Raw genomic sequence first — 25,499 nt, 5'->3', positions numbered from 1 at the left:
GGGTTCACTCCGCAAATGCCGGCATGACCTCGGCGATAAAGCGCTCGAGTGACGCTTTCTTCCGCTCGAAGGACATGCCCGTATCGATCCAGAAGGAATATTCGTCGTAGCCCATGGCTTCATAGGCCTTGAGCCGGGCAATGACGGTCTCGGCATTGCCGACGACGTTGTTGCTGCGCATGACCGCATCCGAAAGCATCGCGTTCGCGCCGATCTCCTCTTCGGGTATCCGCTCGATCAAACCCTGCTTGACGGGCTTCTCGTTCTTGAACCAGGCGAAGAAGTAGTTGTAATAGACGCTCAGTTCGTGGGCCGCCTGCGTTATGTCCGCCTCTGTCGAGCCGACATAGGTATGGCGCAGCAGCATGATCTTGGGTCGGTCGATATCCGGATTCTTGGCGCAGGCATCGTTGAAGCGGCCCATCAGCGCCACGACTTCCTCATCGCCCTGCCAAAGCGGCGTCACCTGAACATTGCAGCCATTGGCGACGGCGAACTCATGCGAATTCGGATCGCGCGCAGCCACCCAGATCGGTGGGTTCGGCTGTTGCAGAGGCTTCGGCGCCGAAGTGGTCGACGGGAATTTATAATATTCCCCGTCATGGGCATAATCGCCTTCCCATATGCCTTTGACTGCCGGAATGAGCTCGCGCATCCGCTGGCCTGCACCCCAGGCGTCGAGACCCGGCAGCAGCCGCTCGTATTCGAAGGAGTAAGCGCCGCGCGCAATACCGATATCGAGCCTTCCATCACAGATGATATCGGTCATAGCCGCTTCGCCGGCGAGCTTGATCGGATGCCAGAAGGGCGCGATCACCGTCCCCGTGCCGAGCCTTGCCCGCGATGTGCGGCGCGCCAGATCGGCGATGGTCACGAAAGGATTGGGCGCAATGGTGAAATCCATGCCGTGATGCTCGCCCGTCCAAATGGCATGCATGCCACCCTTGTCGGCGATCTCGCAGAGAGCGACGAACTCCTCATAGAGGCTCTTGTGGCTCTGGCTGGCGTCGAGGCGCTCCATGTGAACGAAAAGAGAGAATTTCATGGCTGTGCCGCCTTTGTTGGAACCGAACGGACCGTGCCGACGGTCTCGTCGCCGAAATAAACGCCAAAATTGCCGAGCTGGCTCTCCACTGCGAAGCGCGCAACGATGTCGGCGGTCGAGCTTGTTTTGAAATGTGTCTTGGCCAACGAATCCGGCTTCAGGAAGCTGCCATTACGCGGCTCGCCCTCCGAGGCGAAGGCACGATAGACGATGTGCTGCTTTCCGTCGCTCTTGCCCTCGTAGACCGAGTAGAGGAAGCCGATCGTCACCGAAAGACCGGTGAGTTCCTCCAGATAGTCCCGAAGAATGTCAGCGGGGCTTCCGTCCTTGCCGTCACAGGTCGGCAGTGAAAAGACATCATCGCCGACAAGAAGAACCTCGCCGTGACGTTCCAGAACGGCTCCGAGTTCGATATTGCCTTCCGCTGCGGCCGAAACGGCCTTGCTGGCGAGGATCGGTGTGAAATAGCCGCCGCGGGCATAACCCAATCCGTTCAGCCCACTGTTTTCGAAGGCTTCGATGCGCCCCATCAGGATGACGTGGTCGCCGGCTTCGACCAGCTTTTCAGTCGCGCATTCGAACCACGCCGAGACATTCCCCAGGATGGGGCATCCGGCGGCGCCTACTTGCCAGTCCACCGCGGCGAACCGGTCTTCGACGGGCCGCGCAAAGGTGTTCGAAACATCCTTCTGGCCTTCCGACAGAACGTTGACGGCGAAATGCCTCGCACCCGTCATGGTCGCGTAGTTGCGGGAGGTCTTGGCCAGGCAGACAAGCAGAAGAGGCGGATCGAGCGACACCGACGTAAACGAATTTGCCGTAAAGCCGATCGGCTTTCCGTCGGCATCTTGGGCCGTCACGACCGTTACCCCTGTCGCAAATGCGCCGAAGGCATCGCGCAGCGCTCTTGGGTCCGCTTGCTGTAGCGTCATTTCACATCCTCCCCTTCGCAAAGCCATTCGGCGAGCAGCGCATTTACGATGTCGGGGGCCGTCAGATTGACCATGTGACGATGGCCCTCGACGATCCGCACCCAACCATTGGGCGCAAGAGCCGCCATTTGGGTCGCCATCAGCGGCGTTGAATTGGGATCATCCGATCCCGTCAGAAACAGCGCCGGGCCTGCCACATCCTTCCAGTGATCCGCATAGGTCTCGTCTCCTTCGGCAAATGCCGAATAAGCAACGGCATATCCCTGCGGATCGACGAGGTTCAGCCAGTTGCGCGTCAGATCGCGTGCAACGACGCTATCCGGATCGTCGCCGAACCATCGAAGCAACGGGCCTTCCTTGTCCACACCCGTCAGCGGAATGGCAGCAGCGCGCGCCAGCACCGCCGCTTTTGCCGCCGGGTCTCGCCGATAGACGCCATTGAGATACGCCACCCGCTTGATACGGCTGCCGAACGTTGCCGCCGCACCTCCGGATACCAGAGCACCCATCGAGTGGCCGGCGACATTTGCGGTCTCGACCGCCATTTCGTCCAGGAATTGCCCGAACCAGGCGACGAACTCCTCAAGGCGGCTTCCGACCGGCAGGCGGGCAGTTTCGCCATGCCCGGGCATGTCGACGGCGATCACACGATGGCTCGCAGACAGGGCGAGAATCTGCGGCGCCCAGGCTTCGAGCCGCATGCCGACACCGTGAATCAGGACAAGCGGCTCACCGTTGCCGGCTTCGTGATAGGCCGTTCCACCTGCAGTCTTGTTCCTTGCAAAGACCCAGTTGGTCTTTGCGGAAGCACCCGGCGTAGTTGATCCAACGGTCAGCATGTCAGCGCCCAGCTTTTTTCAAACGCCGGCAGGGTTGGCGACGTCTTGGCCCAGATCCTTGAGATCCTGGTAGCGATCGCCAATGCGATGATGGGGACGCCCACCGATGGATGCGCCAAGCGCCACGACAATTTCGTCGGCTGCGGGTGCGTCCGGGATCGCAGTCTGGATTGTCAGATAATGCGAGCGGCGCCCTTCATCGTTCTTGTCCATCAGCGGGATCATGATCGGCGCATTGGCAGGGCCGCGCGTGTTGCAGAAGGCGAGGTAGGATTTCGCGCCAACCGCATGGCGATAGTGATTGCCGAAGCGAAGCGTGTGGATCAGCGCCGAGGCATGCTCGAGCTCGCCGTCCAGGCCGACCACTGCGCATTTTCCATACGCTTCGACCGCATCGCCGGAGCCAACGGCTTCGATGAGCATCTTTGTCAGCAGCTCGCCGAGGATCGGAGCGACCGCGTGAATTTCGGGCTTCAGGTCTTCGACGAAGCCGCGTCCCGCCCAAGGATTCTTCACGACGGCGTAGGCGGTAAACAGCTTCAGCGGAACCTGCGCAGCCTTGCCACCCTCGATGAGCGTCGTCTCGATCTGCAGCCCGGTTTTGCGAATTTGAATGGTCATCGAACACCTCAGGTTTGACGTTGCGTATTATGGTATGCCATAATATGAAAGTGTCAAGCCTAATCCTTCTTACCGCGAAGATTCAAAAGTGAATCTCTAAAATATACCGTAAAATCAATGAATTGCCTGCAGCGTCACGGAGCTGCCAGAGGCGAACCTCTGTCAGATCACGAAGACTTCAACATCGATGCAAAGCACTTCGAACGGATATCGGCCAGCCAGATCTCTCCGAGCGCGGGCGTCAGACGCGGCGCCGGCAATGCCTGCTCAGGTATCCCTGGATGCGGGTGGGCGTTGGGAGGCACGGCAATGCATTTCATACGATGCTCCACCTTATTACTTAATATGGCATACCATCACATTGAGCAAAGTTAGGTGTCAAGCTTGCAATATTGCTTTGCCGCCTTTTGCGGAGTCGCGAGCGCGCCCGCGAGCAAACCCGCGTGCCGAAACAGATCGAAAGAGAAGGTCGAAAGATGTTTCCAGTTGCTCCGGCTGTAAGCAGGGAGCATTCACCGCTTTATTCGGCGGATTCCTTTGCGGATAGAACCGCTTCCGCAATGGCGCTGGCGGCGGCAACGTGGTCCATGGCAGCCTGATAGGCTCCCTCCCCGTCACCATTGCGGATCGCTTCAACGATCTTCGCCATTTGGCGCGGGCCTTCGATGTCGCGGTTCTTCGTCTTGATCGTCATCGACCGCAGATGGTTTATGCGCACTGTGAGGAGGTTCACGACGCCCCAGGCGACATGTCGGTCGACCATCGTGAACAGCGTTTGGTAGAAAGCAGATGTGTGCGCGAGCACTCCGGGCATGTCCTTGTTGCGGTAGCTATCTCGGATTCCCTGCAGTGATGTTTCCAGCGCCGCGACAATCTCGGGACTTCTGCGCTGTGCGCACAACCGCGCTGCCATGCCCTCAAGCACACCGCGGATTTCGTAGATCTGCTTAGCCTCGTCGAGATCGAGCTGGGCGACAATCGGGCCCTTGTTTGGCAGGTTGGCAACCAGCCCTTCCGATTCCAGATGCCGCAGAACTTCGCGCACGATCGTCCGGCTCACGCCGAGCTGAGCACACATGTCGCGCTCGACAAGCCTATCTCCCGGGCGAAAATATCCATTCACGATGGCTTCGCGAACCTTATCGAGCGCGAGTTCTCGCAACGTCTTTGCGGGACGCTCCACCCTGATCGCTGCGTCCTTTAGGGCACCGCTCATTCCTGCACCTCAACATTGGACGTGTTTCGCAAGCTCGACTTCCGTTCGACATCGACTTTAGTAGAATCGTATTATGGCGTACCACACACTATCGGCCATTGGCAATTGAGCCGTCACAAACATGTAACCATCGCCCGCGGTAACGCCGGCACCGCCGATAGATGGCGGACGCGTTGTTATATTCTGCCGGACCACGCCACCTCTATCGAGCCGCATCGGCCGGTCAAATTGCGCAGCGCGTAGCCGATTCGCGCAAGATTTAACCTCGAAGGCAGCGTCGTGCCGCAGCCGTTAATAATGGTTTACGATTTCGGGCCTTAAAATTGAAAGGCAGCGCATAGCGGACATGATGTCTCCTGCCGTCCCCCAAGGCAATGATCCGTCAATCCTAGTTTGCGTATCCCTTTATGTCCTCCGATTTGACGCCCCGCCACTTCCGTGTCCAAACATCTTCCGTGATCGCGATAACGGTGTGCTTTATCGCCGTTGCGTTGGTATTGACCGGCCTCGTGTTCCATGTGGTTGCGACGATGACGCAGTCGGCGAACGAAATCGACGATGCGCGGGCAGACCGCGCCGCCCATGCCGCGGTCGTTTCGTTCATGGCCAAGCTGGGCGCCACAATCAAGGACAATGCAGTCTGGGATGATGCCTATAAGGCCATCGGCACACCTGCCGCCGCTGATTGGGCTTATGATAACTGGGGCAAGACCAGCGCGGATTATTCCCTCTATGATGGTGCCGTCGTCACGGGCCCCGATGGCAAAGCAGTTTCCGCCTATTTGAAGGGCAAGCCGTTTCAGCCGCGCGACTATTTCGGAGAGGCCTTCGACCACCAGATTGAAGCTGCCGTAAACCCGCAGCCGGCACCCCTGCTCAATTTCTTCAAGACCAAGACGGGAATCCTGCTTGTGGCATCACAAGCAATCCAACCTTTCGACGCGAGCGGCGGGCTCCCGAAGCCTAGCGTTTTGACCTTTTTCAAGGAGTTGACGCCGGAAGTCGTCGATGCGCTCTCGGATGAGCATGAGCTCGACGGCCTGCGGCTCCAAGGGGCGCCTGAACCGGACGAGCTGAATACGCCGATCAAGGATATGAGCGGTGTGATCATCGGCTATCTCGTCTGGCCAAGCAAAGCCCCGGGAAATGCCATTTTTGATGGGGTCCGCCCGTATGTGGCGGCCGCAGCCAGCATCCTCGTCCTCTTCTTGGCGGCCGTCTTGCTTGCAGGTGCGTCCGAGGCCGGGCGTCTGCGCCGTTTGACGGAAGCGGCCAAATTCGAAGCAAGTCATGACAGTTTGAGCGGCCTGCTCAATAGACACGGCGTTCTTGAGCTGCTGGATCGATTGGATGGCACCAACTCCGCGGTATCGCTCTATATGATCGATCTCGACGGTTTCAAGGCCGTCAACGATGCGTGGGGACATGCGGTCGGAGACCAATTGATCCGAATCGTCGCAAAGGCACTGCGAGGCTGTCATCCCGAGATCCAGGCCTCGGCAAGACTAGGTGGTGACGAGTTCGCATTGGTGCAATTCGGCTCTGCTCCACATAGCGATATCGAGGAATCCATCCTCAAACTTTTTCTCAATCCCTTCAAGATTGGCGGACGAACGATCGAGGTGGGGACGAGCATTGGCGTAGCGCATCGCGTCGGCAATATCGCGCCCCTTGAGCTACTTCGCAGAGCCGATATGGCTCTTTACCGCGCCAAAGAAAATGGCAAGGGCCAGGCCGTTACCTATGATCTCGAGCTGGATCGCGAGCGCCAGCGTATCGCCGAACTGGAAAGCGAGCTGAGAAGTGCCATCAACAACGGTACGATCCAACCGGTTTTCCAGCCCCTGGTGTCGGCATCCACAGGTGCCATCATCGGTCTTGAAGCTCTGGCACGCTGGCGGAGCGAGAGTGGAAGTATCAGCCCGGAAGTTTTTATTCCGCTTGCCGAGAAGTCTGGTCTGATCGATGCATTGGGCGTTCATATGCTGCGGGCGTCGATCCATCATGCGAAGCACTGGCCGGACATGGCGCTTTCGGTCAACGTCTCGCCCGTCCAGCTCTGCAATCCGGACTTTGCCGCGCAAGTCATGGCAGTCCTCGAGGAATCCGCTTTCGATCCAACCCGCTTGATGCTGGAAATAACCGAAGGCGTCCTGATGACCAATCCGGACCAGGCACGCCGTTCGATCGATATGCTCAGGCGCATCGGCATCAAATTCGCGCTTGATGACTTTGGCTGCGGCTACGCAAGCATCGGCGCCTTGCGGCAGTTCGGGTTCGATCGCATGAAGATCGACCGGTCGCTGGTATTGGGCCTCGAAGAGAACGCCAACGGGATCGATATTCTGCGTGCCACGGTCGCTTTGGCAACGGCCCTTGAAATTCCGGTGACCGCCGAAGGGATCGAGAACCCCCGCCAGGCGGAAATACTGCGTGCCTCCGGCTGCGACCAGTTGCAAGGCTATCTGGTCGGCAAGCCGATGTCGTCCGGTGAGATTGGCGAGAAGCTCCGTCAACATAGCTCAGCGGCGTAAGTTACAGCCGTGGAGCTGATCGAGCAGGCCTATGCCGGCTGCTCTATCAGCCGCTGGGCGGTGAATTTGTCGGTGACCAAGGTATCAATCACACCTATGCACAGCGCGCCGGCGATTGCCGCGGTCTTCTTTTCGCCTCCCGCAAGCGCAATCACCCGCTCGACCTTGGCAAGCTCGTCGAGGGAAATACCGATCACCCTCTCGTCAAGCGGCGTTTTGACCGGCCTGCCTTTACCATCGAAGAAACGCAGGGAGATATCGCCGACCGCTCCTGCATCGGCGAGGTCCGCCAGTTCGCGCGACGAAAAGATATTGCCGGATCTGGCCAGAAGCTCTGACGGTTCGACCGCGCCGATACCGACGATTGCGACGCTGATCGCGCCGAAAAGCTCGATGGTTTCCCGCACGAACGGATCGGCCATCATGAGTAGCTTGGCTTCCCGCGAACTTGTCACACCCTGGACCGGAAGGAGTTTCGGTTCGGCACCGGTCAGGCGGGCCAGCCTTGTGGTTAGCTGCGTCGCATGGGTCTGAACGGAAGGATCGCCCATGCCGCCGAGAGTCTGGACGATATATTTTGCCTGGGCGCTTTTTTGCGGGTGGATATTCTCCACCATCTTGAAAATCGTCTGGCTCCAGCTTGAAACGCCGATAATTTCACCCTCGGAAAGGGTGACTTCGAGAAGGTGGGCGGCCGCTTCGCCAATCCGCGCCATGATGGCACCTTCACGGTCTTCGGAACATTCCACGACGATCGCTTCGGGAAGATTGAAGCGTTCCCGGAGCGCCGTTTCGAGTTCGGTATAGGTCCCGACGGGCGGGATCACCGTGGTCCGCACAATGTCTTCGGCTTCCGCACGCTTCAGCATTCGCGAGACGGTCGCCTGCGACAATCTCAGGTGCTGGGCAATATCGGCCTGCCTCTTGTGCTCGATGTGATACATCTGCGCTACACGAGAAATCAGGCGAAGCTCGTTGATCCGTCCCATGATTGTTCCGTCGGTGAATTTTTATTCACCAATAGCGGGCGCCGGTTCGAACGTCGAGCGTGCAATCGCATCATTCCACTTTTTAAGCCTTTCGGCGTTGTCATTAGCCTGCGGCTCGATGATTGCGCTCTGCCGAGGAAGGCGGCCGATAGCGTCAAGATCTGCCCACATGCCCAACGACAGGCCGGCAAGATAGGCTGCACCCAGAGCGGACGCCTCGGGAGCGGCGCATTGGATGACGGCATGCCCTAAGAGATCAGCGACACACTGCATGAGAAACCTGTTCTGACTGGGTCCTCCGTCCACATAAAGGGAGCCGATGCTGCCGCCATTCTGCTTCTGCATCGCACGGACAACATCATGCACCTGAAGCGCGATGGAGTCGGTGACGGCTCTCGCCAACTGCGCCCGCGTGGTGCTGAAGTTGATTTGCGAAAACAGCGCCCGGGCGTTCGAATTCCAATGGGGGGCGCCTAGACCGACAAAGGCGGGAACGAAACCGGGACCGCCTGGCTCGGCCGTCACAGCCAGATCGACAAGTGCGGTGACGTCGGGAAGACCGAGAATTTCCGTCATCCACGGCAGGCTTGCCGCTGAGACGAGGATGTTGCCCTCGAACGCGAAGGTCGGGGTTCCAGCGATGCGCCAAGCAACGGTCGTCGTGATCCCATGTTGTGGTGCGATAAAGTGCGGCAACGTCGTCATGACCGACGAGCCGGTGCCGAACGTCACTTTGCCGTCCCCAGCCTTATGGGCGCCATGCCCGAAGAGAGCGGCATGGCTATCGCCGATGGCGGCACAAATGGGCGCTCCATCGGGTACGCCCGGAAGACCCGCGGTCGTTCCGAATTGCCCTGCGCTGTCGAGAACTTCGGGTAGCAGGTTTTTGTCTACGCCGAACAATGCACAAAGCTCTTCGCTCCAACGCTGGGCTTTGAGATCGAAGAGCTGGCTGCGAGCGGCGTTCGATGCATCGGAGACGTGCTTCCGGCCACCCGTCAGGCAGTGAACAAGCCAGCTATCCACAGTGCCGATCCGCACAGTCCGCCCGGCCGGCGCGCGATCCAGCAACCATTTCATCTTCGAGCCGGGAAACATCGGATCGATCGGCAGACCGGTAGTCTCCTCAACCCGCTGCGCATGCCCGAGCCCGATCAATCTTTCGCAATCGGCGGCCGTGCGGCGGCACTGCCAGCTCACGACGGGGCTGAGCGCCTCGCCGGTATCGCCATCCCACATCGTGACCGATTCCCGCTGATTGGAAATCGCAACCGCTTCGATCACAACCTTTGCCGGCGCAGCTTCGATGCAAGCGCGAACCGCCTCGCATACCGATTGCCAGAGGCGATTTGGATCCTGCTCGACCCAGCCTGGTTGGGGATAGCTGATCCCGACGGGGGCGGCACCGCGAGAAATCAGCTCGCCCTTTTCCGAGACCAGAATGGCCTTGGAATTCGTCGTGCCCTGATCGATTGCCAGGATGGCTCGCATAAAATGTTTCCTCCAAGAATGGTCCGGGCAAGAATGAACCGGGGCATCTGGCACCATGCCCCGGCAAGCACGCCGCAAGCGTCAGGTCACTTCCTCTTGAGAAGCGTCGAAGCCGCCTGGGCAATGGCGTCCGGCGCCATTCCGAACTCATCCAGAAGGAATTCCGCCGAGCCCGTCGGAGCAAAGATACCAGGAACGCCCAGGCGCTTCATCGGAACAGGCGCGTGGTCGACGACCACTTCGGCGACCGCCGAGCCGAGGCCGCCATAAATCGAATGCTCCTCGGCCGTCACGATTGCACCGGTTTCTTTTGCGGCGGCAATGATAGCCTGCTCATCGATCGGCCGCACGGTTGCCATATTGAGAACACGCGCGTCGATCCCCTGGCTTGCGAGGATTTCTGCGGCCTTGACGATGCGATGCGTCAGCGTGCCGTTGGCAATCAGGGTCACATCCCCTCCCTCGCGCAACACGTTGGCTTTGCCAAGTTCGAACTTGTGATCGTTCGGCAGCAGGTCTGGAACGCCGACGCGCGATAGGCGCAGGAAGCAGGGTCCGGCATAGCTTGCCGCCCATTTCACGGCAGCGGCTGTTTCGATGCGATCGCATGGCGCGATGACCGGAAGGTTCGGCAGGACGCGCGTCCATGCAAAATCCTCGATGGAATGATGTGTCGGGCCGAGTTCGCCATAGGCCATGCCGGAGGAAATGCCGATCAGTTTGACGTTCGCATTCGAATAGGAAATGTCGGCCTTGATCTGCTCCAGTGCGCGGCCCGTCAGGAAGCATGCGGCTCCACAGACAAATGGGATCTGTCCGCCGTTTGCGAGCCCTGCTCCGACGCCGACCATGTTTTGCTCGGCAATGCCGACATTGACCAGTCGTTCCGGAAATTTGGATTTGAAGCCGCCGAGCTTGGATGAGCCGACGGAATCGTTACAGACCGCAATAATCGTCTGCTCGCCGGCGGCCAGCGCCTCCAAAGTTGCAGCAAAAGCGTCACGGCAGTCGTAGAGATTGGAGTTCGAGTTGGACGTGTCCATTAGAGCGCCTCCGACAGTTCTGCGACAGCCTGTTCGTATTGTTCCTTGTTCGGCACCTTGTGATGCCAATCCACCCGGTCCTGCATGAAGGAAATGCCATGCCCCTTGTTCGTGTGGGCGACGATACAGTGCGGACGCGTGCTGCGATGCTCCAGCGCGGGAACGATTTGCGCCATTTCATTGCCGTTGATTTCGCTGACTTCCCAGCCGAATGCTTCGAGCTTCGGCCTTAGCGGGGCGACATTATTGGTATCAGCGAGTGCCGCGCCCTGCTGGAAACGATTGTGATCGACGATCAGGGTCAGATTGTCCAGATTGAACTGCGATGCGGCCATGATGGCCTCCCAGTTCGATCCCTCCTGCATCTCGCCGTCCCCAGTCATGACATAGGTATGATAGCCGGCGCCGGTCAGCTTCCCGGCCTTCGCAACGCCGACGGCGACAGGCAGTCCGTGCCCCAAGGGACCGGTGTTGGTTTCGACGCCCGGCACCTTGTTGCAATTGGGATGGCCGTTGAGCCGTGAATGCGGCTGCAGAAATGTCGAAATCTCCTCCTCCGAAATGAACCCGCGCTTTGCCAGGGTGACGTATAGCGCGCAGGCGGTATGGCCTTTCGACAGAATGAACCGATCACGATCGGGCCGCTTCGGTTCGCTGGGATAGATCTTCAGAACGCGAAAATAGAGAGCCGTCAGGATGTCGATCGCCGACATCTCACCGCCAATATGTCCCGCACCTGCGTCATAGACCGCTTGCAGGTCGCGCAGGCGTATCTGGCGCGCGACGCGCTCAAGTTCCTTAACTTGCATGATGCTCCCTCGTTGCATAAATATTCACTCACAGATATTCTTGCACAAATGGCCATTCAGTCAAGCCCATTTATTGATTGCGCCTCATTGACCAGAAAGCTATGCGCCTTTTTGAGTGCTTGACAGGCCAAATATGAGTTGATAATGAATTTTCCAACATGAATGCATAAATATGCACGCTTGAAGGAAAATCACCTAAAGCAAGCATAGGGGTGGAGGAGCCATGTCAGCATTGGGCGTCGACGAACAAAGCCAGCAGCCGCGAACCTCAATTGCATGGCTCAGCGGGGCCACAGGCCCACTCATCGGCTTGCTGATACTCTGCGTTTTCCTGAGCGTTGCGACGGATCGGTTTCTTTCCGTGCGCAATGCCCTTAACATCCTCGATCAGATTACCGTGCTCGGCGTCATGTCCGTGGGTATGACCTTCGTCATTCTGATCGGCGGCATCGATCTTTCCGTCGGCTCGGTTCTTGCACTGTCGATGATGGTCATGGGCTGGGTCGCGAATGTTGCCGGCTTTCCGATGGCCGTCGCGATCCCGCTGGCGCTCCTGGCTTCTGCGCTCAGCGGCCTGATCGTCGGCGTGATGGTGACGAGTTTCCGGGTGCCCGCCTTCATTGCCACCCTTGCGATGATGTCGGTCGCCCGCGGCATTGCCAATATGATTACTGACGGCCAGCAGATCGTCGGCTTTCCCGACTGGTTCACGATGCTGGCGATTGACCGTCATTTCGGCGTCCTGACCGCGACGGTCTTCCTGATGCTGGCGATCGTCATCGTCTCCTGGCTCTTTCTCAAATACCGTTCCGAAGGACGCATGTTGTATGCGGTCGGCGGCAATCCCGAGGTCGCGCGCCTGGCCGGTATCAATGTGCCGGTGGTCACGATCGGCGTCTATGTCGTCTGCGCCATCCTGGCGGGCGTTGCCGGGATCGTCCTTGCTGCGCGCCTGGATGCCGTCCAGCCTTCAAGCGGCTTTGGCTATGAACTCGACACCATTGCGGCCGTCGTCATCGGCGGAACATCTCTGTCGGGCGGCGCCGGCGGCATCGGCGGAACACTGATCGGCGTGCTCATCATCGGCGTTTTGCGCAACGGCCTGAACCTGCTCAACGTCTCCCCATTCCTGCAGCAAGTGATCATCGGTGTCGTCATCGTTCTTGCGGTGGGCGCTGAAACACTGCGCCGGAGGAAGGCATAAGACAGGCCGCCAAGGCCGACAGCCAGAATTCCCCTTCCGTCACGCGGGCGGGGATTGTGAAAGCCCGAGGGCGGAGGACGTTTCCAAGGGCGGATTGAAACCAAAGGAGGAACTCATGAAACTTTCCCGTACTCTCTTGACCACGGCAGCCATACTCGCACTGTCGCTGGGCTCGGTTCAGGCCAAGGAAGTCAAGAAACTCGGCCTGGCGGTCGCCAATCTTCAGGCAAACTTCTTCAACCAGATCAAGCAGGCTGTCGAAGCGGAAGCCAAGACTCGCGGCATCGAAGTCATCACCGTTGACGCGAAGGGCGACGGCCCGACCCAGGTGAACCAGGTCCAAGATCTTCTCACGCAGAACATCGATGCACTGATCTACATTCCCGCCGGTGCGGCCGCCGCAACCATTCCGGTGAAGCTCGCCCATCAGTCGAACGTGCCGGTCATCAACGTCGACCGCAACGCCGACGGTGCACCCGGCGATACCTTCCTGGCGACTGATTCCGTTGCATCGGCAAACGCCGTCTGCAAATACATCATCGAGAAGGCCGGCGGTAAGGGCAACATGGTGATCATCCATGGCCAGAAGGGCACGACGCCGGAAGTCGATCGCACGAAGGGTTGCATGGACGCCGTCAAGGCAAATCCGGGCGTGAAGATCGTCTCGGAGCAGTGGTCGAACATCTGGAGCCAGGATGAAGGCTTCCAGATCATGCAGAACATGCTTCAGGCAAATCCGGACGTTTCGATCGTCTTCGCACAGGCCGACGCTCTCGCGCTCGGCGCTGCACAGGCCATCAAGGTCGCAAACCCCTCGCAGAAGATTGCTCTCGGCGGCTTCGATGGCGACACCGCGGCGCTCGAAGCGCTGAAAAACGGCGTCTTCGACGTGACCGCGACGCAGCAGACCCAGAAAATGGGCCGCGATGCCGTTGCCAATGCTGTAAAGATCGTCGCCGGCGAGAAAGCGCCCCCGGTCCAGCTTATGGATGCGACTCTGACCACAAAGGATAACGTGGCCGGCTTTATCGCCAACCATCCGTAAGCATAACCAAGGGAGCGGTGCGATGACTGATCCGGTGCTCACACTCAGGGGTATTTCCAAGCGCTACGGCCCTCTGGAAGTCCTGAAGAACGTCAGTCTCGATGTCTTCTCGGGCGAGGTCGTCGCCTTGCTCGGCGAAAACGGCGCGGGCAAATCGACCCTGTCGGGTATCATCGCCGGATCGCGCACGCCTTCCGAAGGTTCCATGACATGGCAGGGGCAACCTTACGCCCCTGCCAATCCGAGAGAGGCGATCGACAAAGGCGTGGTCCTGATCCACCAGGAGCTACAACTGCTTCCCGAGCTGACGATCGCCGAAAATGTCTTCATCGGCCGATGGCCGATGAAGAATGGCGTCGTCGACCGGGCACAAATGGTCAAACGCGCTCAAGAACAGCTCTCGCGCCTGAACCTGCATATTCCTGCAACGCGCAAGGTGGCGGGACTGTCGACCGCCAACCAGCAGCTTATTGAAATTGCCAAGGCCCTGGCGCTCGATGCGAAGCTGCTAATCCTCGACGAGCCAACGGCCGCACTCGGCGGTGCGGAAACCGAGGCGCTTTTCGAGCAGGTCAGGAAACTGCGCTCCGAAGGCGTCGGTATCGTTTACATCTCGCACCGGATGGAAGAGATCAAGCAGATCACCGATCGCATCGTCGTTCTTCGCGACGGCGAACGTGTTCAGGAATTTGCCGATAGCTCGACCCCTGTCCGCACCATCGTTGAAAGCATGGTCGGCCGTTCGCTCGATAGAATGTTCCCGACATTGCCGGTGCCGCAGGATCGTCCGGTGTTGCAGGTCGAAGCGCTGACCTCGGTGGACGATTCGTTCCGCGATATCAGTTTCGAGGTCAGGGCCGGAGAAATTCTGGGTATAGCCGGCCTGGTCGGTGCGGGGCGAACCGAACTGGTGCGCGCCATCTCCGGAGCTGATCCGATAAGGTCCGGTGCAGTGCGCCTCAACGGCGTGCCGCTGAAACTACGCAGCCCGGCCGACGCCGTGGCGAGAGGCATCGTTATGGTGCCGGAAGACCGTAAGCTGCAGGGATTGGTCGTCAGCCACCGCATCGCTGAAAACCTCGTTTATCCAAACCTCGATCGGTTCGGAGGCCGCTGGATTACGTCTGCCATGAAACGGGATTTCGCAAAGCGGGCTATCTCAACGTTCGGCATCAAGGGCCGTGGCGATCAACTTGCCTCTGACCTTTCGGGCGGCAACCAGCAAAAGATCGTCATCGCAAAATGGTTGATGCGCGATCCAAAAGTGGTCGTGCTCGATGAACCGACCCGAGGCATCGATGTCGGCGCCCGCGCCGGCATCTACGACATTATTGTCGGTCTTGCGAACAGGGGCGTGGCCGTCATCGTGGTCAGCTCCGATCTGGAAGAGGTCCTCGGCGTATCAAACCGCATCCTGGTGCTTGCGCAAGGAAGACAGGCCGGGATCCTGGAGCGCGACCAGGCAAACGACGTTTCCGTCATGGAATTGGCTACAATCTAAAATGACATCAAGAAAGGAAGAGCGATGCCTGACATCACTCTGAATGCTCCCAAGCTTTTCGATCTCTCCGGCCAAGTTGCCTTCGTGACCGGCGCCGGCAGCGGTATCGGCCAGCGCATCGCTATTGGCCTGGCTCAATGCGGCGCGGATGTTGCGTTGCTCGACCGCCGCAACGATGACGGCCTGTCGCAGACCGCCGAATTCGTCCGCAAGGCGGGACGCCGCTCGATCCAGATCGCCGCTGATGTGACCAACAAGGCAGCGCTTGCCGACGCGGTGGAAAGGGCGGATGTCGAACTTGGTCCCCTCTCCCTCGCACTTAACGCGGCAGGCATTGCGAACGCCAACCCAGCCGAGGAGATGGAAGAAGAGCAATATCAGACGCTGATGGACATCAACCTCAAGGGCGTCTTCCTGTCCTGCCAGGCCGAAGCACGCTCGATGCTCAAGAGGGGCAAGGGATCAATCGTCAATATCGCGTCCATGTCGGGCGTGATCGTCAATCGCGGTCTCAGCCAGTGCCACTACAACGCCTCCAAGGCCGGCGTCATCCACATGTCGAAGTCGCTGGCAATGGAATGGGTCGGCCGCGGCATTCGCGTCAACACAATCTCCCCGGGCTATACCGCGACACCGATGAACACCCGGCCGGAGATGGTCCACCAGACGAAGCTGTTTGAAGAGCAGACCCCGATGCAGCGCATGGCGACGGTCGATGAGATGGTTGGTCCGGCCGTATTTCTGCTTTCGGAGGCGGCAAGCTTTGTCACGGGTGTCGACTTGCTCGTCGACGGCGGCTTCTGCTGCTGGTGATGACGATGCCTCACAAGCTGATCGCCGGAAACTGGAAAATGAACGGGTTGCTCTCGGATTTGAACGAGATTGCCGCCATCGCGGTGGCAGCCGATGACGCTAAAGCCGAAGCAATCATATGCCCGCCTGCCACCCTTATCGATCGCGCTGCGTCGATAGCGAGAGGTTCAAAACTACGGATCGGCGGCCAGGATTGCCACGTTTCGTCAGCGGGCGCCCATACCGGCGACATTGCCGCGGACATGTTGGCCGATCTCGGAGCAGCCTCTGTGATCCTCGGCCATTCCGAGCGTCGGGCGGACCATGGCGAGACCAGTGCTCTCGTCGCCGCAAAAGCGGCGGCCGCCTATCGCGCCGGACTGACGGCCATCATCTGCGTTGGCGAAACGGAGGATGAGAGGGCCGACGGAAAGACGCTCACGGTGGTCGAAGGTCAGCTTTCGGCATCCGTTCCGGACGACGCCTGTGCTGCCAACACCGTCATCGCCTACGAGCCCGTATGGGCAATTGGAACCGGCCGCATTCCGACGGAGGCCGAGATTGCCGAAGTTCACGCCGCTTTGCGCGGCGCCGTGATCAAGCGTTTTGGCGCGGAAGGCCGTGAGATACGGCTCCTTTACGGCGGCTCCGTGAAGCCATCGAACGCGGCCTCGCTCTTTGCCATTGCCGGCGTAGACGGCGCGCTCGTCGGGGGAGCCTCCCTCAAGGCGTCGGATTTCGCGGCAATACTTCGCGCGGTTCCTTGAAGGCGAGACCGATCGCTTGTTCGGCCTCCGACAGGGCCTTGAAGTTTACTTTGATAAGCGCCGTTCGCGGAAGCACGGCGATTGACCGGGAGACATCCGAATGAACCGCTTCGAAAACAAGACCGTCGTCATCACCGGAGGCAGCCGGGGCATTGGTGCCGCCATCGCAAGACGCTTTGCGAGAGAGGGCGCGAATCTCGTCGTTTCCGCCAATGAGGAACCGGTGCACTCCGTCGCCGAGCAGATCAGGAAGGACGGCGGCAAAGCGATCTCCTTCGTCGGTGACGTCACGGATAAAGCAAGTGTGAAGGCCCTTTACGACGCGGCGGAAGATGCCTTCGGTTCTGTCGACGTCTCGATCCAGAATGCCGGCGTCATTACGATCGCGCGGATTGAAGACATGACCGAAGGCGAGTGGGACAAGGTCATGGCCGTCAACACCAAGGGTGTTTTCCTGTGCGCGCAGGAAGCGATCCTGCGCATGCGCAAGCATTGTCGCGGCGGACGCATCATCAATACCGCATCGGGACAGGCGCGAGACGGCTTTATCTATACGCCGCACTATGCCGCCTCGAAGATGGGCGTGGTCGGGATCACGCAGAGCCTCGCAAAGGAAGTCGCCACTGAAAACATAACCGTCAATGCCTTCTGCCCCGGCATCATCGAGACCGACATGTGGGCCTATAATGATCAGGCCTGGGGTAAGCTCCTCGGCAATTACGGTCCGGGCGAGTTGATGAAAGAATGGGTCGAAGGCATTCCGATGAAGCGCGCCGGTTCAGGCGAAGACGTCGCCGGCCTCGTCACCTTTCTCGCGAGCGATGATGCTGCCTACATCACGGGGCAGACGATCAATGTCGATGGCGGTCTCATCATGTCCTGACCGCGGTCGGCTAAGAGAAACCAAGCTGTTCACCGGCTGTGTCGCATAAAAGACAGTGAGAGGGAAACTGCCCTCTTGCGGGAAGCCATATCGATCGCCTATCTTATCCGCGTTCTCAGGGCGGGGTGAAACTCCCCACCGGCGGTATCGAGGAAACTCGGAGCCCGCGAGCGCCTCTGCAAATCGCGGAGGGTCAGCAGACCCGGTGAGAGGCCGGGGCCGACGGTTAAAGTCCGGATGGAAGAGAGCAACCGTGCGAGCACCACAAGTGTCGTGGTGTGTCCGCAGGCTTGTTCGCCCAAGGGATAAACAGTGACTTCGAAAGAAGTCTTGGATGCCGCAAAAGCGGCTAACCCTTGAAAGGCAAAGTGCATGGCAATTTCTAAAATCGAAGATGCAATCGCGGCGATTTCGCGTGGTGAGATCGTTGTTGTCGTTGATGATCAGGATCGGGAAAACGAGGGCGACCTCGTGATTGCGTCTGATGCCATCACGCCTGCGGCAATTGCCTTCATGATGAATTATGCGCGCGGACTGATCTGCGTGGCGATGGAGGGTGAAAGGCTGGATGAGCTCGACATTCCCCTCATGGTTCCGCGCAATACCGAGGTTCTGAAGACCGCCTTCACGGTGTCCGTGGACTACATTCCGGAAACGACGACAGGGATTTCTGCAGCCGATCGTGCGGCGACGGTTCGCGCCCTTGTTACGCAGGGCACCCAGCCTGACGACCTTGCCCGCCCGGGCCACATTTTTCCGCTGCGTGCGCACCCGGCGGGCGTGCTTGGACGCCCCGGCCATACCGAGGCTGCCGTCGATCTCGCAAGGCTTGCAGGCTACTCCGGATCTGGGGTGATCTGCGAAGTCGCCAATGACGACGGCACCATGGCGCGCCTTCCGGATCTTGAGAAGTTCGCCGAACGTCACGGTCTTCTCCTGGTGACAATCGAAGATCTGATCACCTACCTGACTGATCAGCGCGATCTTGCGACACCGGAAATGTCGGCCGCCTAATCGCTCAAAATAGATGCCGACATGGCGCGTTTTGTTGCAAAAAATTCTTGTCGTAGAATGAGTCGGCCGTGAAGAACTGCGGCAGGTATCCGCCCGGTTGGTTCAGAGCGTGAGGGCTACAGACATCGTTGCGCGACTGGGGGGTGACGAATTCGCCATCATACTCCCTGCCGCAACGGATGAAGATGGGGCCTGCCATCTCGCTCAACGAATAATCGATTAATGAAAGCGGCGGATATCGCTCTTTATAGCGCGAAGTCGAGCGGCCGGGGCACTTACAGACGCTTTAATGTGGCGATGCATGCTCAACTGCAAGCGCACCAGCAGATCAAGATTGCGCTCCGAGGTGCGCTGGAGAGGAACGAATTCGAGCTGCATTACCAGCCGCTAATTAACTTACGATCGCGCCGTGTAACAGGCTGCGAAGCGCTTTTGCGGTGGCGCAGTCCCGAAAGAGGCATGATTTCCCCGTCAGAGTTCATTCCCATTGCCGAGGAAACCGGGCTGATCGTGCCGATGGGCGAGTGGATTCTCGCTCAAGCCTGCCGCCAGGCTGCTCGATGGCCCGAGCATGTCAGCATAGCCGTCAACCTATCGCCCGTCCAATTCAAGCATCGGAACCTTGTTAAGACGGTGGCCGATGCCCTATCTGCTTCCGGCCTCGCTCCGGCACGTTTGCAAGTGGAGATAACGGAATCGGTCCTGTTGGACGAGAGCGAACACAATCTCCACGTGCTCCAGGAGCTGCGTGGCCTTGGAGTGAAAATCGCCATGGACGATTTCGGAACAGGCTATTCGTCGCTCGGCTATCTCAGAAGCTTTCCCTTCGACAAGATCAAGGTGGATCAAGCCTTTGTCCGCGACCTGCCGCATGGAAAGGAATCGCTCGCAATCGTCAGAGCCGTCGCCGGCCTTGGTGAGAGTTTGGGCATAACGACAACAATCGAGGGCATCGAGACGGAGGATCAGCTTGCGATCGTCAATGCGGAAGGATTCCATGAGGTCCAGGGCTATATCTTTTCGCGGCCGCTGCCGGCATCCGAGGTCTCCAAACTGATCGACGGCCAACTCTGATCCGGGCAGGTCAGGCAGGCGGCAGCCAAAACTGCACCACACGCCCGAGAATCGGCCTTTGCGGGCCGCCGATTCGAGCAGTTCGCTCGCGGTCATTGGGCTGCCGACGAGCGTTTCGAAATCTTGGTTGCCCTGATCCTGCGCAACACGCCGCCGCGACGGTCATTTGACGCAAGGCGGTCGTAATCTAAGCATGGGCGTGTGGATGATGAACGTCCCAGACCGCCCACGCCGATACAGCGAAGATAAGCACGCCAAGAACCACATTTGTCCACATTGCATTCATGTTCGTGGCGAAACCCAGCAACCAGGGCGATGCGATGGACCATAGACCCAGCCCCATATTTGCCCATTCCTCCCATTCGGCAAACACCGAAAGCGCTGCGGTCGCTAGCACGCCAAGCATGACGGCAACAATCCAAGCGTTCCAGCTTGGCATTGCCTCACTTGTGAAGCCAAAGACCCACGGAGAAACGAACAGACATACCGCTAGGACTAAAATTGCCCAATCCTGCGTCCGTTTTCCTTTCATCAGAGCGATTGCCATGACAATCTCCTCCTTCTACTACTACGAAGCCGCACCACGACTTCTTCTCCCGCGATTTTACACCTTATATACAAGTAATTTCAACGGGAATTAATTCGGGATAGCACGGGCAATACTTCCATCGTCACATTTGAAATTTCAGCTATTGGATTGAATAAAGTACTTGGCGCCTATAATCCATCTGACAGCGCTGGCGCTGATGTCGGCTGCTAGCTAACGTGTTAGCGGTGCGGTGCGTCGTTTCGCTGGGCCAGTCTTCAGCGCCGCCGGCAGCCTTGGACTTGCAGGTTTGCCGCGTAAAGATCCTCGCCATTGAAAAGCGTGACCGGATAAATTGCTCATCTCAATCTCCCGCCTCGCGTCACGATTAGCTTGGAGAGGGTGTTGTAGCCGAGCCGCAAGCCAGCACGTTCCTGGCTACAATTGCTGACCACATCGGCTTCCGACCTGATCGAGTGGATCGTCTGCATGCTCGCGAAGACGTCATCCTCATGCTCGATATCGAGATTGCCCCGGTAACCCGAGATGATGACGGCGCTGATGAACTTCGGCCAGTTGACTTCGCCCCAACCTGGCGCACGCGCGCGCCACCACCGGCGGTCGGGGCCTTTTTTCGGCGCGAACGAGCGCCCGAGAATTCCGCTCCGAGCGAGAATCTTTCGGTCGATCTCCATGTCCTTGGCGTGAACATGGAATACCTTGCTGGCATAATCCTTGATCGCCTGGCAGTAATCGATGCCCTGCCAGACGAGATGCGACGGGTCGAATCCGGGATCGAGCCATCCTGATGGTCGCCTTCGCCTCCGGCGGCCGCCGGCGCAGCGAAGTCGCCGGTCTGCGCAAGGAGCAGTTGACCGTCGAGTCGCCGGTGAAAGGCGAGGACGGCAGTCCCCTCCCCTCGCTCTCCATCCATCTCGGCCGCACCAAAAATTCCGGCGCCAGCCAGGACGAGGTCGTCTATCTGACCGGCCGGCCCGTTGACGCGTTGAATGCCTGGCTGGCGGCCGCGAAGATCGACAGCGGCAGTGTGTTTCGGGGGATCGATCGTTGGGGGAATGTGTCTCGCCGGGCGCTCGATCCGAAGGCGGTCAATGATATCGTAGGCAGCGGGTGGGAATGGCCGGGCGGGAGGTTGGGGAGTTTTCCGCGCACGGGCTGCGGTCGGGATATCTGACGGAAGCGGCCAATCGCGGTATTCCGCTGCCCGAAGCAATGGAGCAGTCGCGACATCGGTCGGTGCAGCAGGCCTCGAGCTATTACAATAGTGCAACCAGACGCAGCGGGCGGGCAGCTCGACTTCTTTCAAGACCAGAGCGGCCCAAGGGTGTACCAGCTATGCCCCGCGTCAGACGGCGATGGGATCTCTTGGCGTTATCATCGGCGGCGCGATTGACCTTCAAATAGCCTCTTTATGCGTCCAAGGCATCGGCACGTTCACGCGAATTTCCGATAGTTCGAAACAATGGCATGTCGGCCTCGATGGCCGAACCACTGTCGGAGCCCGTGGACAGATATTCAATTCACGTTGTGGGACAAAAGATGAAACGAAGTCCAGCCGTTTGCGCACTCCCGTCTTTCGTTGGTCTATGCATGCTTTCAGCAAGTGCGCTGGCAGCGCCCACCAAGCCGCCGGAAGCCTCGCCGGCGGCGCTTGCGGATGCGACGCAATCGTCAGTTCCCTACGCCGGTCCGGCGCGCCGGATTGCCGAACTCTCGCCACAGGGTAATGCATCGCCACTAGCCACGCTTTTTGATCCCGTAGCCGCGAGTCAGGCAAAGATCTTCCGCGAAATGAGCAGCCTGCAAGTGCCTATGAACGTCGATATCGCGGAAATCGTCGAGGCCTACTACAATCAACCGAAGGCAAAGCTCGTCTGGGTGGATGGTAAGGGTGCGACGGTAAAGGCTGCGCAGGCAATCGACCTGATGAAACAGGCCGGCGACTGGGGGTTGACGCCAGAGGACTACGCCGTGTCGACAACGTTCGAGTCCCTGCCGCAAGGTTCACCGGAGCGCGTGAAGGCGCTGGCTCAATTCGAGGTAGCGTTGTCCAGTAAGATGCTGATGTTCTTACAGGACAATTTCCGTGGGCGCATCGATCCGAACCAGTTGTCCCACTATTACGATTTCAAACGCAAGCCGGTCGATCTGAAGACAACGATGTCTCAGCTATCCGTCTTGCCCGATCTCATGCCCGTCTTCGACCGACTGATGCCGGGCAACCCGAAATTTGGCCAGCTTGCTGCCGAGCTTCACTATTTGCGGACATCCGGACAGGGGCCGGACACCGCCGCCGATATCAATAAGGTAATTGTGGCCATGGAGGAGATTCGTTGGCTACCGCAGCAATTCCCGCAGCGGTACGTCTTCATCAACCAGCCCGCCTACATGGCATATTATAACGAAAACGACCAGACCACACTTTCGATGAAGGCCGTTATCGGTCAGCAGGGCCATCAGACAAATTTCTTCAATGCGTCGATCAAGACGGTCGAATTCAATCCTGATTGGGGTGTGCCGCAATCGATCATTCACAATGAGATGCTGCCACATTTGAAGCGCGATCCTGCCTATTTGGACAAGGAAGGCTATATCGTTTCCGTGAAGGGGAAGCAGATGCCGTCAGCGAAGGTCGATTGGTCTCAGCCGCTCGAGAATATATCGGTTGTCCAGCCGCCTGGGCCAGATAATGCGCTCGGGCAATTGAAGATCCTCTTCCCCAATGCCCACGACATCTACATGCACGACACGCCGGCTCGCGGCAAATTCGCGTCTCAGGACCGCATGTTCAGCCACGGCTGTGTGCGTCTGGAGAACCCCCGTGGCATGGCGGCGGCCGTCCTCAATCAGACGGTCGACTTCGTCAGCCAGCAGATAGCGGGTGGAGAGAAGAAGGACATGCTGCTTCCTGAACAGGTGCCTGTCTATGTTGCTTACTTCACCGCATGGCCGACTACAGACGGAACTGTCGAATATTACGACGACATCTATGGACGCGACGCGGAAACGTTGAATGCGATGGCGACCACTACGTCAAGCCGCACCCAGTAGTGCCACACACCACCAGTGCGGTCACTTGGCTGTTAAATGCGAGACCTCGCCAGAACGGCCGCCGCCACCGTCCACGGCCAGTGAGACGGAGAGCTCTCCCTCATCCGGATTGCTGAGGCAGGCAGCAATCTGCATCGAGACACGGCACACCAAAGTTTTCCTCAAGGCCCAGATCAACAAGAGCGATCGCAACGATGCGCGGGGCATCGCACAGATGATGCGTGTTAACCTGTTCCGCCCGGTCCATGTGAAGACGTTGACGAGCCAGAAGTACCGTGCGCTTTTAACGGCGCGCAAGCTTCTGCAGGAAAAGGCAATTGCCATCGAGAATGACGTTCGCGGTCTCTTGCGCAATTTTGGGCTCAAAGTTGGCGTGGTCGGAACGGTCAATTTCGAGGATAGGATCCGCGAGCTCACTGAAGGCATGCCCGATCTGGCGCAGATCGCGGCCGCGCTCCTGGCCGCCAGGCGGAAGCTGCGTGAGGAATTTTCCCGCCTGCATCGGCAAGTGTTGGAAATCGCCAAGAGCGATGCGATCTGCACACGTTTGATGACGCTTCCTGGTGTCGGCCCGGTTACGTCGCTCGCTTTTATCAGCACGATCGACGTTCCCGCCCGCTTCAAGAGTTCGAAAGCTGTTGGGCCATCCCTCGGATTGACGCCAGTTCTCAACCAATCCGGTGAAAGCCGCCGTGTCGGCCGGATCTCGTTGTGCGGCGATGAAGCCATGCGAGTGCTGCTCTATGAGGCCGCGCAGGTCATGCTGACACGGGTCCAGAAATGGTCCTGGCTCAAAGCGTGGGCCATGCAGATCGCCAAGCGACGCGGCCGGCAAAAGGCAATTGTAGCCTTGGCGCGACGGCTTGCCGTGATCATGACCGCATGTGGAGCGACGGAATAGAATTCCGCTGGACGAGGGAAAATATGCCTGCGTCCGTCTAAGTGGATTGCTGGAAAGAGACAATAATGTTCCGCCAACCGGTGGAAAGGCGTCCTTCGCGGGACGATGGATGAGATGAGCTCGCTTGGGCTCTTGTGTCGATCGCTTCACCGCGGTCAGAACGCGCAACAGATTGGGCCATCTCATTCTACTGATCCAATGGGAGGGCCGTGTGCCGATCCCGAAGAGAAGCGAGGGCCCGCGAGAGACGCCATACCATCGAGAAGCTGAAAGCTCAAAAGCGCTTGACCTCAGCACGCCGAATAGAAAAGAGCCGGGCGCACCCAGTGGCGGGCGCGCCATGTCCACATAGCGATGGTTCCAAACCGGCCCCGAGCCGGCCGGGAATGGAGCGAGAGGCGTCTCTTTCACCCCTTGCCCTAGCCTGGTCATTCCGGCCCCTCACCATGACCGGAAATTCAAAACAGAAAATCCGCACGTTTCCTCACCCTCCGGAAGGCCAATATCCTGGCGCATGCGGTTGGACAGGTGAGAGGTTTGATTTACCGTTTTCTGATGCCTCCATCCGGCGAGGAACAACGCAAACGCGGTCTTCCGGACGCCGAATTTCAGGCAGAGTTCATCAACGGTCGCCGCGAGAGTGTCGGCAACTAAAGATTGTTCTTCGCGCATAGTTTCTTTCCCAGCGCAACGATGCAGCCGGGTCCTTTCGAAGGTCAAAAGACGCGCGGATACCGACGCGGAAATGCAAACGAGCGCTCCGGTAGCCGGTCACGTCAAGGTAACAAGGAAAATGCTAAACGGGCAGAAAATCCGAGGCTTAATAGCCCGGGTGCCAATGTTGGCTTGGGCTCGAGGCACATCGCATCGACACCACTGCAGCCATTCCGCCAGAGAAGCGACTAAACATGAGAATAGATTTCATTTCACGCCTCCTCTGATTTGATTGCGGATGCGGCCATAGTACATGAGATCGGCCGATCGGCAAGTATGCAATTTCACATTGTAGAATGTCGGGCGCGAATCGTTGCGAAAAAGCAACACTATTGCGACGTGCTCGCACCTTGGCTCGCTGTCATCCGCCACCGCGTGGAGTGGAACGTCACCCGATCGGGCAGGCGCCATACTTGACCGTGCATTATCCTTGCCGCTTTAGTGAAAGATATTTCGGCGGTCCGTGAAGAGGAGAGACGCGGACGAA

21 protein-coding genes, 3 pseudogenes and 1 riboswitch are annotated in these 25,499 nt (G+C 58.8%); of the genes and pseudogenes, 12 read left to right on the top strand and 12 right to left on the bottom strand.

The annotated features are described in order from the left end of the window. Positions 1-4: 4 nt before the first annotated feature. From GGD50_RS17270 to GGD50_RS17250, 5 genes are all read right to left on the bottom strand, one after another. Positions 5-1,045, bottom strand: coding sequence for an LLM class flavin-dependent oxidoreductase (locus GGD50_RS17270; RefSeq protein ID WP_183938568.1), 1,041 nt, complete (start codon positions 1,043-1,045; stop codon positions 5-7). Next, positions 1,042-1,977 (bottom strand): flavin reductase family protein, encoded by a 936-nt coding sequence (locus GGD50_RS17265; RefSeq protein WP_183938567.1) that lies wholly within the window; start codon positions 1,975-1,977, stop codon positions 1,042-1,044. Before GGD50_RS17265 ends, GGD50_RS17270 begins: the two co-directional genes overlap by 4 nt. Beyond that, on the bottom strand, positions 1,974-2,816 hold the full coding sequence (locus tag GGD50_RS17260; RefSeq protein ID WP_183938566.1) for an alpha/beta fold hydrolase: 843 nt from the start codon (positions 2,814-2,816) through the stop codon (positions 1,974-1,976). Before GGD50_RS17260 ends, GGD50_RS17265 begins: the two co-directional genes overlap by 4 nt. An 18-nt stretch (positions 2,817-2,834) precedes the next feature. Next, positions 2,835-3,437, bottom strand: a complete 603-nt coding sequence (locus tag GGD50_RS17255; RefSeq protein WP_183938565.1) for an amino acid synthesis family protein — start codon at positions 3,435-3,437, stop codon at positions 2,835-2,837. A 520-nt stretch (positions 3,438-3,957) separates the two neighbouring features. Then, a complete protein-coding gene (locus GGD50_RS17250) occupies positions 3,958-4,653 on the bottom strand; it encodes a GntR family transcriptional regulator (RefSeq protein WP_183938564.1) in 696 nt (231 codons plus the stop codon). Between the two features lie 407 nt (positions 4,654-5,060). On the opposite strand from GGD50_RS17250, the gene GGD50_RS17245 reads away from it, so the two are divergent. After that, positions 5,061-7,187, top strand: coding sequence for a bifunctional diguanylate cyclase/phosphodiesterase (locus tag GGD50_RS17245; RefSeq protein WP_183938563.1), 2,127 nt, complete (start codon positions 5,061-5,063; stop codon positions 7,185-7,187). 29 nt (positions 7,188-7,216) lie between these two features. Here GGD50_RS17245 and GGD50_RS17240 read toward each other — a convergent pair whose 3' ends face one another. The 4 genes from GGD50_RS17240 to GGD50_RS17225 all read right to left on the bottom strand — a co-directional run bounded on the left by GGD50_RS17240 (position 7,217) and on the right by GGD50_RS17225 (position 11,519). Further along, entirely contained in the window at positions 7,217-8,176 is a 960-nt protein-coding gene (locus tag GGD50_RS17240) for a sugar-binding transcriptional regulator (RefSeq protein ID WP_183938562.1), read from the bottom strand. Between the two features lie 21 nt (positions 8,177-8,197). Beyond that, positions 8,198-9,667, bottom strand: a complete 1,470-nt coding sequence (locus tag GGD50_RS17235) for an FGGY family carbohydrate kinase (protein ID WP_183938561.1) — start codon at positions 9,665-9,667, stop codon at positions 8,198-8,200. Between the two features lie 86 nt (positions 9,668-9,753). Continuing rightward, positions 9,754-10,710, bottom strand: a complete 957-nt coding sequence (locus GGD50_RS17230; RefSeq protein ID WP_183938560.1) for a transketolase family protein — start codon at positions 10,708-10,710, stop codon at positions 9,754-9,756. Beyond that, positions 10,710-11,519: a transketolase gene (locus tag GGD50_RS17225; RefSeq protein ID WP_183938559.1), complete on the bottom strand. Its 810-nt coding sequence runs from the start codon at positions 11,517-11,519 to the stop codon at positions 10,710-10,712. The genes GGD50_RS17230 and GGD50_RS17225 overlap by 1 nt, the downstream gene beginning before the upstream one ends. 223 nt (positions 11,520-11,742) lie before the next feature. On the opposite strand from GGD50_RS17225, the gene GGD50_RS17220 reads away from it, so the two are divergent. The 8 genes and pseudogenes from GGD50_RS17220 to GGD50_RS17185 all read left to right on the top strand — a co-directional run. Beyond that, complete coding sequence (locus GGD50_RS17220) at positions 11,743-12,723, top strand: ABC transporter permease (protein WP_183938558.1); 981 nt, start codon at positions 11,743-11,745, stop codon at positions 12,721-12,723. A gap of 115 nt (positions 12,724-12,838) precedes the next feature. After that, positions 12,839-13,768 carry a sugar ABC transporter substrate-binding protein gene (locus GGD50_RS17215; protein WP_183938557.1) on the top strand — a complete coding sequence of 310 codons (930 nt, stop codon included), beginning with the start codon at positions 12,839-12,841 and terminating at the stop codon, positions 13,766-13,768. 22 nt (positions 13,769-13,790) lie between these two features. After that, a complete protein-coding gene (locus GGD50_RS17210; RefSeq protein ID WP_183938556.1) occupies positions 13,791-15,269 on the top strand; it encodes a sugar ABC transporter ATP-binding protein in 1,479 nt (492 codons plus the stop codon). A 24-nt stretch (positions 15,270-15,293) separates the two neighbouring features. Continuing rightward, complete coding sequence (locus GGD50_RS17205) at positions 15,294-16,082, top strand: SDR family oxidoreductase (protein WP_183938555.1); 789 nt, start codon at positions 15,294-15,296, stop codon at positions 16,080-16,082. 5 nt (positions 16,083-16,087) lie between these two features. Further along, positions 16,088-16,828, top strand: coding sequence for a triose-phosphate isomerase (gene tpiA / locus GGD50_RS17200; RefSeq protein ID WP_246451263.1), 741 nt, complete (start codon positions 16,088-16,090; stop codon positions 16,826-16,828). A 100-nt stretch (positions 16,829-16,928) separates the two neighbouring features. Next, the gene (locus tag GGD50_RS17195; protein ID WP_183938553.1) at positions 16,929-17,711 is read left to right on the top strand and encodes an SDR family NAD(P)-dependent oxidoreductase; all 783 of its coding nucleotides are present in this window, start codon (positions 16,929-16,931) and stop codon (positions 17,709-17,711) included. Between the two features lie 107 nt (positions 17,712-17,818). Beyond that, positions 17,819-17,964, top strand: a riboswitch (FMN riboswitch). Positions 17,965-18,083: 119 nt separating this feature from the next. After that, positions 18,084-18,725 carry a 3,4-dihydroxy-2-butanone-4-phosphate synthase gene (gene ribB / locus GGD50_RS17190; protein WP_183938552.1) on the top strand — a complete coding sequence of 214 codons (642 nt, stop codon included), beginning with the start codon at positions 18,084-18,086 and terminating at the stop codon, positions 18,723-18,725. Positions 18,726-18,801: 76 nt separating this feature from the next. Continuing rightward, a pseudogene (locus tag GGD50_RS17185) lies at positions 18,802-19,799 on the top strand (putative bifunctional diguanylate cyclase/phosphodiesterase); the annotation flags it as partial. Positions 19,800-19,986: 187 nt separating this feature from the next. Here the strand turns inward: GGD50_RS17185 and GGD50_RS17180 are convergent. Further along, positions 19,987-20,346, bottom strand: a complete 360-nt coding sequence (locus GGD50_RS17180) for an SPW repeat protein (protein WP_183938551.1) — start codon at positions 20,344-20,346, stop codon at positions 19,987-19,989. Positions 20,347-20,684: 338 nt separating this feature from the next. Further along, positions 20,685-21,083 (bottom strand): hypothetical protein, encoded by a 399-nt coding sequence (locus GGD50_RS17175; RefSeq protein WP_331371195.1) that lies wholly within the window; start codon positions 21,081-21,083, stop codon positions 20,685-20,687. 29 nt (positions 21,084-21,112) lie between these two features. Here GGD50_RS17175 and GGD50_RS17170 point away from each other — a divergent pair. The 3 genes and pseudogenes from GGD50_RS17170 to GGD50_RS17160 form a co-directional block, all read left to right on the top strand. Beyond that, positions 21,113-21,648: pseudogene (locus GGD50_RS17170) on the top strand (tyrosine-type recombinase/integrase); the annotation flags it as partial. A gap of 288 nt (positions 21,649-21,936) precedes the next feature. Further along, positions 21,937-23,397 (top strand): L,D-transpeptidase family protein, encoded by a 1,461-nt coding sequence (locus GGD50_RS17165; RefSeq protein ID WP_183938549.1) that lies wholly within the window; start codon positions 21,937-21,939, stop codon positions 23,395-23,397. 127 nt (positions 23,398-23,524) lie between these two features. After that, positions 23,525-24,339, top strand: a pseudogene (locus GGD50_RS17160) (IS110 family RNA-guided transposase); the annotation flags it as partial. A 400-nt stretch (positions 24,340-24,739) separates the two neighbouring features. Here GGD50_RS17160 and GGD50_RS17155 read toward each other — a convergent pair. After that, complete coding sequence (locus GGD50_RS17155) at positions 24,740-24,970, bottom strand: DUF1127 domain-containing protein (protein ID WP_183938548.1); 231 nt, start codon at positions 24,968-24,970, stop codon at positions 24,740-24,742. Positions 24,971-25,499 lie beyond the last annotated feature (529 nt).

This window comes from Martinezella paranaensis (genome assembly GCF_014200235.1).
In the GTDB taxonomy this organism is placed as follows: Bacteria; Pseudomonadota; Alphaproteobacteria; order Rhizobiales; family Rhizobiaceae; genus Rhizobium; species Rhizobium paranaense.
Note: the sequence above shows the minus strand (reverse complement) of the source record. Positions and strands in the feature narration are given on the sequence as shown.

Bases quoted from the DNA above. Each gene is read 5' to 3' on its own strand.
- GGD50_RS17270 (WP_183938568.1), bottom strand. From the start codon at position 1,045: ATGAAATTCTCTCTTTTCGTTCACATGGAGCGCCTCGACGCCAGCCAG.
- GGD50_RS17265 (WP_183938567.1), bottom strand. From the start codon at position 1,977: ATGACGCTACAGCAAGCGGACCCAAGAGCGCTGCGCGATGCCTTCGGC.
- GGD50_RS17260 (WP_183938566.1), bottom strand. From the start codon at position 2,816: ATGCTGACCGTTGGATCAACTACGCCGGGTGCTTCCGCAAAGACCAAC.
- GGD50_RS17255 (WP_183938565.1), bottom strand. From the start codon at position 3,437: ATGACCATTCAAATTCGCAAAACCGGGCTGCAGATCGAGACGACGCTC.
- GGD50_RS17250 (WP_183938564.1), bottom strand. From the start codon at position 4,653: ATGAGCGGTGCCCTAAAGGACGCAGCGATCAGGGTGGAGCGTCCCGCA.
- GGD50_RS17245 (WP_183938563.1), top strand. From the start codon at position 5,061: ATGTCCTCCGATTTGACGCCCCGCCACTTCCGTGTCCAAACATCTTCC.
- GGD50_RS17240 (WP_183938562.1), bottom strand. From the start codon at position 8,176: ATGGGACGGATCAACGAGCTTCGCCTGATTTCTCGTGTAGCGCAGATG.
- GGD50_RS17235 (WP_183938561.1), bottom strand. From the start codon at position 9,667: ATGCGAGCCATCCTGGCAATCGATCAGGGCACGACGAATTCCAAGGCC.
- GGD50_RS17230 (WP_183938560.1), bottom strand. From the start codon at position 10,710: ATGGACACGTCCAACTCGAACTCCAATCTCTACGACTGCCGTGACGCT.
- GGD50_RS17225 (WP_183938559.1), bottom strand. From the start codon at position 11,519: ATGCAAGTTAAGGAACTTGAGCGCGTCGCGCGCCAGATACGCCTGCGC.
- GGD50_RS17220 (WP_183938558.1), top strand. From the start codon at position 11,743: ATGTCAGCATTGGGCGTCGACGAACAAAGCCAGCAGCCGCGAACCTCA.
- GGD50_RS17215 (WP_183938557.1), top strand. From the start codon at position 12,839: ATGAAACTTTCCCGTACTCTCTTGACCACGGCAGCCATACTCGCACTG.
- GGD50_RS17210 (WP_183938556.1), top strand. From the start codon at position 13,791: ATGACTGATCCGGTGCTCACACTCAGGGGTATTTCCAAGCGCTACGGC.
- GGD50_RS17205 (WP_183938555.1), top strand. From the start codon at position 15,294: ATGCCTGACATCACTCTGAATGCTCCCAAGCTTTTCGATCTCTCCGGC.
- tpiA (WP_246451263.1), top strand. From the start codon at position 16,088: ATGCCTCACAAGCTGATCGCCGGAAACTGGAAAATGAACGGGTTGCTC.
- GGD50_RS17195 (WP_183938553.1), top strand. From the start codon at position 16,929: ATGAACCGCTTCGAAAACAAGACCGTCGTCATCACCGGAGGCAGCCGG.
- ribB (WP_183938552.1), top strand. From the start codon at position 18,084: ATGGCAATTTCTAAAATCGAAGATGCAATCGCGGCGATTTCGCGTGGT.
- GGD50_RS17180 (WP_183938551.1), bottom strand. From the start codon at position 20,346: ATGGCAATCGCTCTGATGAAAGGAAAACGGACGCAGGATTGGGCAATT.
- GGD50_RS17165 (WP_183938549.1), top strand. From the start codon at position 21,937: ATGCTTTCAGCAAGTGCGCTGGCAGCGCCCACCAAGCCGCCGGAAGCC.
- GGD50_RS17155 (WP_183938548.1), bottom strand. From the start codon at position 24,970: ATGCGCGAAGAACAATCTTTAGTTGCCGACACTCTCGCGGCGACCGTT.